The organism is Streptomyces viridifaciens, assembly GCF_001888885.2.
Classification (GTDB): domain Bacteria; phylum Actinomycetota; class Actinomycetes; order Streptomycetales; family Streptomycetaceae; genus Kitasatospora; species Kitasatospora aureofaciens.
This window is the reverse complement of the sequence record NZ_CP090841.1, coordinates 7,007,438-7,019,892: the sequence shown is the minus strand read 5'-3', so window position 1 is coordinate 7,019,892 and position 12,455 is coordinate 7,007,438. Positions and strand designations below refer to the sequence as shown.

The 12,455-nt window shown below is 73.3% G+C and carries 11 protein-coding genes and 1 pseudogene; 7 read left to right on the top strand and 5 right to left on the bottom strand.

The window, feature by feature from the left end:
- The first annotated feature begins 212 nt into the window (after positions 1-212).
- Positions 213-548: a GNAT family N-acetyltransferase gene (locus tag BOQ63_RS38630; RefSeq protein WP_030285017.1), complete on the top strand. Its 336-nt coding sequence runs from the start codon at positions 213-215 to the stop codon at positions 546-548.
- 83 nt (positions 549-631) lie between these two features.
- Here BOQ63_RS38630 and lpdA read toward each other — a convergent pair whose 3' ends face one another.
- Both lpdA and BOQ63_RS38620 read right to left on the bottom strand, forming a co-directional pair.
- Positions 632-2,038, bottom strand: coding sequence for a dihydrolipoyl dehydrogenase (gene lpdA, locus BOQ63_RS38625; RefSeq protein WP_072655847.1), 1,407 nt, complete (start codon positions 2,036-2,038; stop codon positions 632-634).
- Between the two features lie 311 nt (positions 2,039-2,349).
- Positions 2,350-3,909, bottom strand: a complete 1,560-nt coding sequence (locus BOQ63_RS38620) for a M28 family peptidase (RefSeq protein WP_072655846.1) — start codon at positions 3,907-3,909, stop codon at positions 2,350-2,352.
- Positions 3,910-4,056: 147 nt separating this feature from the next.
- On the opposite strand from BOQ63_RS38620, the gene BOQ63_RS38615 reads away from it, so the two are divergent.
- The 4 genes from BOQ63_RS38615 to BOQ63_RS38600 all read left to right on the top strand — a co-directional run bounded on the left by BOQ63_RS38615 (position 4,057) and on the right by BOQ63_RS38600 (position 7,012).
- Complete coding sequence (locus tag BOQ63_RS38615) at positions 4,057-4,233, top strand: antitoxin (RefSeq protein WP_030285024.1); 177 nt, start codon at positions 4,057-4,059, stop codon at positions 4,231-4,233.
- A 295-nt stretch (positions 4,234-4,528) separates the two neighbouring features.
- Positions 4,529-5,179, top strand: coding sequence for a TetR/AcrR family transcriptional regulator (locus BOQ63_RS38610; protein ID WP_078867359.1), 651 nt, complete (start codon positions 4,529-4,531; stop codon positions 5,177-5,179).
- An 88-nt stretch (positions 5,180-5,267) separates the two neighbouring features.
- Entirely contained in the window at positions 5,268-6,437 is a 1,170-nt protein-coding gene (locus BOQ63_RS38605; protein WP_030550193.1) for an outer membrane protein assembly factor BamB family protein, read from the top strand.
- A gap of 98 nt (positions 6,438-6,535) precedes the next feature.
- Complete coding sequence (locus tag BOQ63_RS38600; RefSeq protein ID WP_030285031.1) at positions 6,536-7,012, top strand: flavodoxin family protein; 477 nt, start codon at positions 6,536-6,538, stop codon at positions 7,010-7,012.
- 150 nt (positions 7,013-7,162) lie between these two features.
- Here the strand turns inward: BOQ63_RS38600 and BOQ63_RS38595 are convergent.
- Positions 7,163-8,299: pseudogene (locus BOQ63_RS38595) on the bottom strand (MATE family efflux transporter); the annotation flags it as partial.
- Positions 8,300-8,446: 147 nt separating this feature from the next.
- Between BOQ63_RS38595 and BOQ63_RS38590 the strand changes: the two are divergent.
- Together BOQ63_RS38590 and BOQ63_RS38585 are read left to right on the top strand one after the other, a co-directional pair.
- Positions 8,447-8,995, top strand: a complete 549-nt coding sequence (locus BOQ63_RS38590) for a PadR family transcriptional regulator (protein ID WP_030285035.1) — start codon at positions 8,447-8,449, stop codon at positions 8,993-8,995.
- Between the two features lie 112 nt (positions 8,996-9,107).
- Positions 9,108-9,983 (top strand): class I SAM-dependent methyltransferase, encoded by an 876-nt coding sequence (locus tag BOQ63_RS38585; RefSeq protein WP_051746926.1) that lies wholly within the window; start codon positions 9,108-9,110, stop codon positions 9,981-9,983.
- Positions 9,984-10,087: 104 nt separating this feature from the next.
- On the opposite strand, the gene BOQ63_RS38580 is transcribed toward BOQ63_RS38585, so the two are convergent.
- Together BOQ63_RS38580 and BOQ63_RS38575 are read right to left on the bottom strand one after the other, a co-directional pair.
- The gene (locus BOQ63_RS38580; RefSeq protein ID WP_030550188.1) at positions 10,088-10,930 is read right to left on the bottom strand and encodes a hypothetical protein; all 843 of its coding nucleotides are present in this window, start codon (positions 10,928-10,930) and stop codon (positions 10,088-10,090) included.
- Between the two features lie 263 nt (positions 10,931-11,193).
- Positions 11,194-12,240: a TIGR03617 family F420-dependent LLM class oxidoreductase gene (locus BOQ63_RS38575; protein WP_030285040.1), complete on the bottom strand. Its 1,047-nt coding sequence runs from the start codon at positions 12,238-12,240 to the stop codon at positions 11,194-11,196.
- Positions 12,241-12,455 lie beyond the last annotated feature (215 nt).

Below are 12,455 nucleotides of genomic sequence, written 5' to 3'. Positions count from 1 at the left end.
GAGCCGTCCCGCCAACGTTAGGCGGCCGGGCCGGTCGGGGCAGCCGGAGCGGCGCCGAGGGCTCCGGCCATCGCCCGGTCGGCCCAGCCCAGCGGCCCGGGCGACCGGGTCGGCCCACCGGGTCAGCCGACCGGGTCGGCCGCATCCACCGGGAGCTAACCTGGCCCCGCACCGAAAGCCCCTACGGGCTTCGCGAACGAAAGGCCTCCGCCATGAGCACCCCCAGCACCCCCGTCGTCGAGCGGTCGGACGCCCTGCACCGGTACGAGGTCCGGGTCGACGGCGAACTCGCCGGCTTCACCGAGTACCTGGACCACGACGGGCAGCGCGTCTTCTACCACACCCTGGTGGAGGACGCCTTCGCCGGCCGCGGCCTGGCCGGGCAGCTCGTCCGGGCGGCGCTGACGGACGTGCGCGCCGCCGGGAAGCGGATCGTCCCGGTCTGCCCGTACGTGGCCAAGTTCCTGGTCAAGCACGAGGAGTTCTCCGACATCGCCGACGAGGTCACCCCCGAGGTCAAGGGCTGGCTGCGCAGCCAGCTTGGCTAGGAAGGGTGCTGTGTCCGGTCCGGGGCCGGGGTCGGCGGGCGTTCGCCGCCCGCCGGGGCCCTGTCCTCGCACCGGACGGGTCGTCACATGTTGATCATGTGACCGGCGAGGCCGTGGACGGCCTCCTTGACCGCCTCGCCCAGGGTCGGGTGGGCGTGCACGTTGCGGGCGACCTCGTGGACGGTGAGGTCCCACTGCTGGGCCAGCGTCAGCTCGGGCAGCAGCTCGGTGACCTCGGGGCCGATCAGGTGGGCGCCGAGCAGCTCGCCGTACTTGTTGTCGCTGATGACCTTGACGAAGCCGATCGGGTGGCCGAGGCCGTGCGCCTTGCCGTTCGCGGTGAACGGGAACTTGGCGACCTTGACGTCGTAGCCCTGCTCCCGGGCCTGTGCCTCGGTGTAGCCGAAGGAGGCGATCTGCGGCTGGCAGTAGGTGGCGCGCGGGATCATCACGAAGTCCACCTCCTGGGTCTCCACCCCGCCGATCGTCTCGGCGGCGATCACGGCCATCGTCTCGGCGGCGTGGGCGAGCATCAGCTTGGCGGTCACGTCACCGATCGCGAAGATGTGGTCGACGTTGGTGCGGCCGCGGCCGTCCACCGCGATGGCGTTGCGGTCGGTGAGCTTGACCCCGGCGTTCTCCAGGCCGTAGCCGTTGACCCGCGGCGCGAAGCCGATCGCCTGGAGCACCTTGTCGGTCTCCAGCACCTGCTGCTGGCCGTTCTTGGTGACGGTGACCTTGACCTTGCTGTTCGGGTCGCTGTCGTCGATCGACTCCACCCGGGTGGAGGTGAGCACCTCGATGCCCAGCTTGCGGTACTGCTTGGCGAGTTCGGTGGAGACCTCGACGTCCTCCAGCGGCACCATGCGGTCCAGGAACTCGACGATGGTGACCTTCACGCCGTAGTTGTGCAGCACGTAGGCGAACTCGACGCCGATCGCGCCGGCGCCCGCGATGATGATGCTCTCCGGCAGCTCCTCGGTGAGGATCTGCTCCTCGTAGGTGACCACGCGCTCGCTCAGGCTGGTGCCCGGCAGCAGACGGGTGGTGGCACCGGCGGCGATGATGCAGTGGTCGAAGGTGACCACGTCGAAGCCGCCGCCACTGAGCGCGACCTGGAGGGTGTGGTCGTCGACGAAGGTGCCCCAGCCGTCGTACTCGGTGATGCCGTTCTTCTTCATCAGGTAGTGGACGCCCTTGACCCGGCCGTCGGCCACCGTGCGGCTGCGGCGGAAGGCCTCGCCGAAGTCGAAGGTCACCTGGCCCTCGACCTTGATGCCGAAGGTCTTGGCCTCCTTGGTGAAGATGTGGGCGAGCTCGGCGTTGCGCAGCAGGGCCTTGGAGGGGATGCAGCCGACGTTGAGGCAGACGCCGCCCCAGTACTTGGCCTCGATGACCGCGACCTTCAGGCCCAGCTGCGCCGAGCGGACGGCGGCGGTGTAGCCGCCGGGGCCCGCGCCGAGGACGACGACGTCGTAGTGCGTGCTCATGTTGCTGACTCCTCCGAGGGTGTCACGGTGACGATCTCGGTCCCATGGTGTCAGGACCGGACCCGGCGCACCCACCGGGTCTCGGCGGATGGGCTCCGCGCGGCACCGTACAGGGCTCGGGGCCGGATTGTCAGTCAGTGGCAGAGCCACGACCACCGGGACCTGAGTATCAGCATCAATGTCAGTGGCGTCGGCTACGGTGGCTCACCCCCGGCCCCACCTGGGTCGATGACGGAGGGAGGGCGCGGGTGGCAGGCAGGTGCACGGCGGGCGGGCCCGCCGCCCGAGGACGGCAGCGGGCCCCCCGGGCGTCAGGCCGCCGCCTCGTGGGCGTCGGCTCCGCCCGTACCGGTGCTGCCGGGGGTGCTCGTACCCGCGCCGGAGGCCGCCCGACCGGCGGGGCGCTGAGCCGGTACGGGCTGCCGCAGCGAGGAGAGGTCCCAGGCGTAGGTGCCGGCGGCGTGGGCGATCACGTCGATGTTGACGTCGAAGGCCGCCGTGTCGATGTTGTCCAGGTCGTCGCAGGCCTTGTGGTAGCAGGCGTCGAGGGCGGTGCCCGCCGTGCCGCCGTACCGGACCTGCTGCTCGGGGGACTTGACCGCCTCGGCGCCGGTGTCGGTGCCGCCGGCCGGGATGCCCGCGTCGATGAACGGTCCGTAGTCGGAACGGCCGTTGAAGGCGGACGGGTCGTGCGGCAGGCCGCGGCCGTCCAGGTACCCGGTGAGGTCCCGCTCGATCTGGGCCGAACCCTCCGGGCCTGAGCCGCCGCCCGCGCTGCCGGAGCCGTTGTAGACGAACTGCGCGTAGTTGGGGGATGCGATCATGTCGAAGTTGAGGTAGAGCCGGACCTTCTTCCGGTCCGCCTCGGAGAGCGACTTCACGTACGCCTCGGAGCCCTTGAGGCCGAACTCCTCGGCGGACCACCAGGCGAACCTGACCTTGTTCCTCACCGGGCGGACGCCGAGGTTCTTCGCGACCTCCAGGATTCCGGCCGAGCCGGAGCCGTTGTCGTTGATGCCGGGCCCGGCGGGCACGGAGTCCAGGTGCGCGCCGATCATCACGGTGTTGGCGGGGTCCCCGCCGCGGGTCTCGGCGATGACGTTCCAGGTCTTGCGCGGCTCCATGAAGGTCCGGATGTCCAGCCTCACCCGGACCGGCCCGGCGGCGGCCTCCGCGGCCAGTGCCTCACCGGCCGCCCTGGTGACCCCGCCGGTCGGGACCTTCCCGGCCGTGGGCTCGCCCAGGGTCCCGGCGAGCTCGCCGTCGGTGTTGTTGTAGATCAGCGCACCGAGGGCGCCGGCGCCCGCCGCGGCCGCCTGCTTCTCCGCGAAACTGCACCCGCCGCGCCGGATCAGCGCGATCCGGCCGGTGACGGAGCCCGCCGGGTAGTCGGCGGGCGTGCAGCCGGTGGTGGCGCCCACCGGGACGACGCCCAACTCGGCGTTCAGGCCTGCCTCCGGGCCGCTCGCCGAGTAGGTCATGGCGATCACCTGCACCGGTTCGGCCTGCGGTGACACCACGTCCAGCCGCTGGGCGCGGGCCTCGAAGAAGGTGTACTCGAACTCCTGCCGGGACACCTTGAGCCCGGCCCACCGCGCCTGCTCGTACACGTAGTTCGCCGACTCGTCGTGGCCCTTGGAACCGGCGGCTCTGGTACCGCCGTTGCGGTCGGCGATCCGCTGCAGCGCGGCCAGGGTGTCGTGCGCGTCCTCCGCGCTGCTGGCCTCGACCAGCCGCTCGGCCAACCTGGCGCCGCGGCGGGCCGGGTCCGGATCCGCGTTGGCACTGCCCGCGCCGACCAACAGCACCGGGGTGGCCAGGGTGACGACGGCCAGCGCGGCGCCCGTGCGGTTCCAGGTGTGCGGCTTCAAAGCGACTCCCTCCGACGAACCGTGAACTCACGATTTGACATGACCGGGATCGCCTTGCCAAGGCCGCCACGCGGCCGCGAAGTGCGCGGGACGGCCCGCGCTGTGATCCTGGAGGGGTGGGGGCGTCTCATCCAGGAGGGTGACCACATGTCCATGCTGGATAAGCTCAAGAACATGCTGAAGGGCCATGAGGACCAGGCGGAGAAGGGCGTCGACAAGGCGGGTGACACCTTCGACGAACGCACTCAGGGCAAGTACAGCAGCCAAACCGACGTGGCCCAGGACAAGCTGAAGGACCAGTTCCGCGACCAGCCGCCGCAGTAGCGGCGGCGGAGGTCGGGTCGCCCCGTCGTGCCGGGCGGCGGCATTCAGCCGTCGCCCCGGTCCGGTTCCCGCTCCGCCCCCTGCCCCGTTTGCCCGCGGGTCTCCCCGTCCGCGTCCGCGCCGCAGGTCTCGCAAGGCCCTGGGCCCGGCCGCTCACGCAGCCGTCCGCACTCCGGGCACACCCGGTCCAGCCAGCAGGCCGACTCGCCGCCTTCGTCCATGTTTCCGATTCTGCCCGGCGGGCCACCGTCCAGCCGAGTAGACAGTGTCTACGATGATCGGGTAGACAGTGGCCATGACCGAGACGACGGCCGGGACGACGGCCGGGACGGCGATCGACCCCCTGACCGCGCCCCCGTCCGAACAGGACGGCGACCTGCGCGCCCGGCTGGTGGCCGCAGGCGTCGAGCTGGTGACCAGGGAGGGCGTCCACGCCCTCGGGCTGCGCGAGATCGCCCGGCACGCCGGGGTCTCCCACGGGGCACCCCGCCGCCACTTCCCCACCCACCGGGAGCTGCTCGCCGCCGTCGCCCGGCAGGGCTTCGGCAGGCTCACCGACTTGCTCGCCGGCGCCGACGCCCTCGCCGTCACCACGGGCGGCGACGCACGCACCCGGATCGAGGCGCTCGCCCGCGCCTACCTCGGCTTCGCGGCGGCCAACCCCCGCATGTTCGAGCTGATGTTCCGCCACGACCTGCTGGAGGGCAGCGGCTCCGAGCTGCGCCGCACCACCCTGCCGCTGTTCCTGACCTTCGTCGGCCTGGTCGCCGAGGTCCACCCCTGGTGCGACGACCCGACCGCCGCCACCGCCGCCCTCTGGGCCAACCTGCACGGCCTCGCCCAACTGCGCGCCTCGGGCAGCCTGCGACTGGCCACCGGCAGCGACGGCCTGGATTCCCTGCTGCGCACCAGCCTGGACGCCCACCTCGGCCCGTCCGCCCGGTAAACGGCCGGTACGGCCTCCGGGCGGAGGGCGCGCACGCCGTTCACCCGATCGGTGCAACCAATGGTCCGTATACGAGGTCATGTCAGGTGTGAACACCGATGCACCGCAGAACGAGCCCGTCCTGCACCGGATCAACCGCAGGAGGCTGCTGCTGAGCGCGGCGGGAGGCGTGGGCGCCCTCGCCGTCTCGGCAGGGGCCGGTTGGTGGGCCCGCCGGGACCCGGCGCGCGGCCCCCGGCTCTGGAGCAGCTCGGCTCCCGGAGGCCGGATCGCCCTGCCAGTGGAGTCCGTGGGCAGCCTCTGCGTCTCCGGGTACGACGGCCGGGTGAGTGCCCTCGATCCGCGCACCGGAGCCGTCCGCTGGAGCAAGGCGGTCGTCGCACCCGGGGTCGCCGACACCCCGTCCGGGCTGCCGCTCGCCGTGGGGGACGGCGTGGTCTGCGTGACCGCCCCAAACCGGGTGCACGTCTTCGACGCGGCGTCGGGCGAGGCGCGCTGGGAGGTGCCGGTGCCCGACTGGCGCGACGTCCCGTGGTCGCAGTCTCCCGCCGTCGGCGGTGGCGGGGTGTTCGCGCCGTACGGGACCGCGCTCCGCTCCTACGACGTGGCCGACGGCAGCCTGCGCTGGAGCGGCCCGCCGAACAGCTCGGGCCGGCTGGTCGTCGCCGGGGGCACCCTGTACACCCCCGGCGGGCCCGCCGGGCTGCGCGCGTTCGACACCCGCAGCGGCGAACTGCGCTGGGAGCAGAACTCCGTCCGTACGGTGCAGGTGGCGGGCGGGCCCTCGGTCCACCAGGGCGCCGCCTATCTCGCCGACTGCGACCCGGACATGGGGAACCCGGCCGTCCTCGCACTGGACGCGGGCACCGGCCGGGTGCGCTGGCGGCGCACGCAGCCCAAGGTGCTGAGCTGTCCCCCGTCGGTCGCCGACGGAACGCTGTGCCTGTTCAGCGGGGACCGGCTCACCGCGCTCGACGCGGACACCGGCGAGACCCGTTGGGCCGTCACCACTCCCATCGGCCTCGGCCGCGGAGAGAGTTCCATGACCGCCGCCGACGGCATCGCCTACGTCGGGACGAACGACGACCGGCTGTACGCGTTCGACCTGGCGACGGGTCGGCTCCGCTGGCAGGACGAACCGGAACACCTGGGCACCGGGGGCGAGTTCACCGTGGTCTCGCTGGCCGCCGCAGGGGCGGCGGTCTACCGCGGCAGCCGCACCGGCGTCCACGCCCTCGGCGCGCTTCCGTCGGCCTGAGCCGCCCCCGATGTCACGTTCCCGAGCGCTGCCCGGTCGACCCTGTGGGCGCGGACGTTCCGCACCCCCCGCGATCGCGGAGCGAAGGGAGCATCACCATGAAGGCCGTCATCGTGTGCGTCTCGGTGTCCCACGGCAACACCCGGCGGATCGCCGAGGCCATGGCCCAGCCGCTGGCCGCCCCGGTGGTCGAACCCGAGGAGCTGGACCCGGCCGAACTCGCCGACCACGACCTGGTCGGCTTCGGCTCCGGCGTCTTCACCGGCCGGCTGCACCCGCGCCTGCGCGAGTTCGTGCGCGCCCTCCCGCCGGCCCAACAGCCGTGCCGGGCGTTCGTCTTCGCCACCAGCGGCCTACCCGAGCCCGGCTTCCGCCCCTTCACCCGGCCGCTGACCCGACTTCTGCAGCCGAAGGGCTTCGAGGTGGCCGGCAGCTTCACGGCCCGCGGCCACGACACCTGGCTCCCCTTCAAACTGGTCGGCGGCATCAACAAGCACCGCCCGGACGCCCGGGACCTGGCGGCCGCCCGAGCCTTCGCCACCGGACTGCTCGCCCGGCCCGGCAGCGGCTCCTGAACCGCCGTCGGCACCGGCTCCACGCCGGGTCAGCAGCGACAGCAACCCCAACTGCACCACCGCGCCGACGACCTGCCCCCACCACACCCCGGCCACTCCCAGTGCCCCCGACAGCGCCACCGCGGCCCCGAGTTGGGCACCGAGCCCGAACACCGCCGACAGCACCAGCGCCCGCCCGGCGCCGGTCGCCTGGTGGAAGCCGCCGAGGGCGACCGCCGGGGCGTACGGGAGGAGGTAGAGGGCCGTCAGGTGCAGGAAGCCCACGGACTGGGCGGACACCGCCGGGTCGTCGGTGAACCGGGCGGTCAGCGGACCGGCGCAAGCGGCCGCCAGCAGCGCCGCGCCCGCGCCCAGTCCGACGGCGAGGCGGGCGGTGGCGCGGTGAAGGATCCGCAGGTCGGCGGCCGCTCCGGCACCGGTGAGGCCGGCGGCCCGGATGGCGGTGGCCTGGCGCAGCGCGTAGAAGGCCATGGTGAGCAGGAGCAGGAGTCGGTAACCGATGCCGTACCCGGCGACGGCCGCGACGCCGAAGCCCGCGACCAGGGCCAGTTGGGCGGTGCCGACGGCCATCCGGGCGGTGAAGTCCAGGCCGAACGGCGCACCGGCCCGCAGGATGCGGACGGCTGCCGCTCCGACGCCCCGGACCACCCCGTCGGTCCGGGGCCGCAGCCGCAGGGTGACGGCGAGGGCGACCGCCCGGGAGGTGGCGAGGGCGAGCGCCGCACCGATGACGCCGAGGGCGGGCAGCGGGCCGGGCCCGAGGATCAGCAGCGGATCCAGGACCAGCAGCAGGGAGTTGGAGAGCAGGGCGATCCGCATCGGGGTGCGGGTGTCGCCCGCGCCCTTGAAGAGCTCGTCGGCGACGCGCTGGGCGAAGAACAGGACGAACACCGGGAAGGCGACGGTGAAGTACTCGGCCGCCCGGGTGGCGGCCTCGCCGTCGAGGAAGGCGGCCGCCAGGCGGTCCCGGAGCAGGAAGCCGGGGGCGGCGAGGGCGAGGCTGCCGAGCGCGCACAGGCGCCAGGCGGCGCGGGTGGTGCGCGCGGCCTCGTCCCGGTCGCCGGCGCCGAGGGCCCGGGCGAGCCGGACGCTGACGCCGGAGGCGACCACCAGGACGAGTCCGAGCAGCAGGTTCTCGACGGTTCCGGCCAGGGTGACGGCGGCGACGGCGGATCCGCCGAGGCCCGCCACCCAGTACGTGCCGATCACCGTGGCGATCACACCGGACAGCAGTTCGGCGTAGACCGGTCCGGCCAGAGCGGCCAGCCGGTACAGCTGCTCGCGCATGGTCCCCCCTCGTTCCACCGGGCCCACCGGCGCCGGCGTCCACCTCGATTGGATTTACCTCGAAGGGATATACATCGATTAGAGGCACATCGGCAAGAGGTATCATGGCCGCGCCACGGGGCGCACTCCGACGAAAGGGCTTCGACCGTGCTGACCCTCGCGATCCTCGGCTTCCTGTACGACCAGCCGCTGCACGGCTACGAACTCAAGTCCCGGATCACCGGGTTGACCGGTCACGTCCGGCCGGTCAGCGACGGCGCGCTCTACCCCGCGATCACCCGGCTGGAGAAGGCCGGCCTGCTGCACCGCCGTACCGAGCCCGGCACGGGGGCCGCGCCGCGCCAGACCCTGGAGCTGACCGAGGAGGGCCGGGCGGAGCTGCTGCGCCGACTGGCCGACCCCGAGCAGGCCGAGATCACCGACCAGATCCGCTTCTTCACCCTCGCCGCCTTCCTCCACCACCTGGCCGACCCGCTCCAGCAGGCCGAGGTGCTGCGCCGCCGACTGGCCTTCCTGGAGGCGCCGAGCAGCTTCTTCTACGACGGGGACGGCCGCCCGGTCACCGCCGAGCGGGAGCCGAACCCGTTCCGGCGCGGCATGCTGCTGGTCGCCCGGGCCTCCACCGCCGCCGAGCGGGCCTGGCTGGCCGAGACCGTCACCGGGCTGACGGGCGCGGACGGTCCGAAAGGTCCGTGAAGGGGCCTCCCCGGCGGCCCGGGCATCGCTATGATGATCGGCCTCACGACCACGGCGCCCTTGCCCTCCGCGGCGTGATCCACCGCGCTCCGCCCGTCCCCTGGAGGCAGCCGTGCCCAGTGAAGCGATCGTCGCCACCCGTCCCGTTCCGCAGAAGCGGGACGACATCCCCGGCTGGTTCTTCGGACTGGACCGGGCCGCCTTCTCGCACCTGCTGTCCGCCCAGACGGCGGCCGGCATCACCGGGGACGTCCTGGAGCTCGGCAGCTACCTTGGCCGCAGCGCCGTACTGCTCGGGGACCACCTGCAGCCCGGTGAGCGGCTGACGGTCTGCGACCTGTTCGACTCGGAGGCGGGCGACGCCGAGAACGCCGCCGAGATGACGATGTCCTACCGCAGGACGCTCACCCGCAGCGCCTTCGAGTCCAACTACCTCGCCTTCCACAGCGAGTTGCCCGAGATCGTCCAGGCGCCCACCTCGGTGCTGGCCGACGGCCGGATCCCGGCGGACAGCTGCCGGTTCGTCCACGTCGACGCCTCGCACCTGTACGAGCACGTCAGCGGGGACATCCTGGTCGCCCGGTCCGCCCTCGCCGAGGACGGGTTGGTCGCGCTCGACGACTACCGCTCCGAGCACACCCCGGGCGTGTCCGCGGCCGTGTGGGAGGCGGTGTTCACCGGCGGCCTGCGGCCGGTGCTGCTCACCCCGATGAAGTTCTACGGCACCTGGGGCGACGCCGCGGCCGCCCGCCGGACCCTGCTGGCACGCGACTGGCGGGCCGAGGGCTACACCGTCGACGAGGACACCATCGCCGGCCACCACGTGCTGCGGCTCAACTACCAGGTCAAGACACCCGCGCAGATCCAGCGCTCCACCCCGCGCCGCCTGGCCCTGGACCTCCTCCCGCCGGTCGCCACCCGCGCCACCCGCCGCGTGCTGCGCACCCTGCGCGAGCGCCGCGCCGTCCCCCCGACGCCCGGGGCCTGAACCCCGCCGCCGGCGCCCGGCCGATCCCCCTGCGGAGACGGGCCGACAGCGGGACCGGGCCGTCCAACTCCTCACCCCTCACGGCGGGGTGGGCGGCAACCAGGTCACCGGACGTAGTAGGCGCGGTTGCGGGCGGCCACCGGTGCGGACTGGTAGGTCCAGACTCCGGCCGCCGGGGCGTCGCCGACCAGCTGGGCGAGGTCGCGGGCGGGCTCCTCGGCCGGGTTGCCGAGGTCGAGCCGGACGCGGTCGGCGCTGCGGTCGTCCAGCGCGTAGTAGCGGTAGGGCTGGTGCGCGTTGAGCGGTCCGGCGAGCAGCTTGCCCTCGTCGTCGGTGCCGTAGCCGGTGATCGGGGTGCTGTTGACCGACTCGGGGGTGAGGCCCACCAGGTCGACGTCCAGCGCGATGACCTCCTCCTGGTGCCGGCGCAGCCCCTCCGTTCCCAGGACGGCCCGGCGGCAGGAGACGGCCCACCGTTCGCGCACGGCGGGTGCGTTGAGCGAGGGCACGGTGGTCTCGAACCAGCCGGGGTGCTTGGGCTCGGCGTACAGTCGGCGCCCGGCGTCGATGGCGAGCGGGTTGTCGCAGAGCACGTGCAGCCGGGCGCTGCCGAGCAGCTTGGACTGGTCGTAACCCCGGGCGTACTGACCGTAGTTGACCGCCGGGATGCGGTCCTCGGCGAACACCGGGTGGGCGATCAGGTTGATCTCCAACTCCTGGGTGATGCCGCCGCCGTTCGGGTACTGGGCGAAGTACAGCTGGTAGTTGAGTGACACGCAGGCCCCGCCGTCGAAGGCGGCGACGCTCAGCCCGGGGTGGCGCTTGGCGAGCAGCCGGCGGGCCCGCTCGGGTTCCACCAGGTAGTCGACGCCGATGGTGTGCAGCGCGCCGTAGTGGAAGGGCAGGTGGTACGGCTCCGGTACGGGCGGCAGCGGCAGGCCGGTCATGAGCGCTCCGAGGACGAGGGGGAAGAGGAGGGCGAGGAGAGGGCCGCCGGACGCCGTTCACCCGTCCGGGGGCGGGCCTCGGCCCGGCTGCCGTGGCCGGGGGCGGCGGTGCCGGGCGGGTCGGCCGGTCCGGTCGTACGCCCGCCCTGCTCAGCGCGATCCTGCCGCCCGGGCGGGCCACCGCGAACCGCTTGCCTGAATGTGCCCGGTCTTGACCGTGTCCTGACCGATCGGAACTGATCCGTGGCGGCTGCCGGACCGCTTCAGCCCAGTGCGCGCACCGCCGCCAGCACGTCCAGGCCGAGCACCTGGTCCGCGTCCTCGGGCAGGTGGACGGACAGCCGGGTGACCAGCCCCGCGTACCGGCGGTGGATCTCCCGCGCGGCCTCCTCGACCGTGCCGGACACCGCGAAGGCGTCGAACACCTCGTCGGAGATCAGCGCCGTCATCTCCGCCCAGCGCCCGCGCACCGAGTGGGTGTGCAGTTCCTCCTGCAGGTCCTCCCACCCGTGCTGCGCCAGCACCGGCCGGTAGGCCGGGGTGGAGGCGTAGAACGCGAGCCGTTCCCGCACCCCGGCCCGGTTGGCCGCCAGTTCCTCCTCGGTGCGGCCGACGGCGGTGAGCACGTTGCCGACGGTCTCGAACGGCCGCCCGGTCCACCCGGCCCCCTCGGCCTCCGCCTGCCGCCGTGCCTCCGTCAGCCCGGGCAGCACCTGCTCGGCCAGGTAGGCGGTGGAGGAGAACGGATGGGCGAGGAAGCCGTCGGCCACCGCCCCGGCGGTGCGGGTCATCAGCGGACCGACACCCGCCAGCAGGATCCGGGGCACCCCGGCCGGGACCGGGTCGGGCGAGAAGACCGGCGTCATCACCGTGTGGGTGTAGAACTCGCCCCGGAAGCGCAGCCGTTCACCGGTCTGCCAGCTGTGCCAGATCGCCCGCACGGCGTGCACGTACTCGCGCATCCGGGCGGCCGGGCGGTCCCAGGGCATCCCGAAGCGCTTCTCGATGTGCGGCTTGACCTGCGAACCCAGCCCGATGACGGCCCGACCGCCGGAGGCCGCGTGCAACCCCCAGGCCTGGTAGGCCAGGGTCATCGGGGTACGGGCGAAGGCCACCGCGATGCCGGTGGCCAGCTCGATCGACTCGGTGCGGTCGGCGGCCCGGGCGAGCTGGAGGAACGGGTCGTACGCGGTCTCGGCGACCACCAGCCGGTCCATGCCCCGGCGTTCGGCCTGCTCGGCGGCGTCGAGGATGCCCGCCGGATGCCCGGAGGCGTTGGCGTCGAGGCGGAGGGCGGCGGGTCGGTCCATGCGGGTGCTCCTGGTTACGGGTGCGGCGTCGTGCGGGTGCGGCGTCGTGCGGGTGCGGCGTCCTGCGGGTCCGGCGTCGCACCGGGCGGTACCCGCCCAGCCTGCCACGCCGTCACGGGCCGTCCGCCCCGCCCTCCCCCGCGAACAGCCCGTCCAGGTGCCGGTCGACGGCGGTGAGCACGGCGGCCGGCTCGACCATCCCCGGTTCCAGCAAC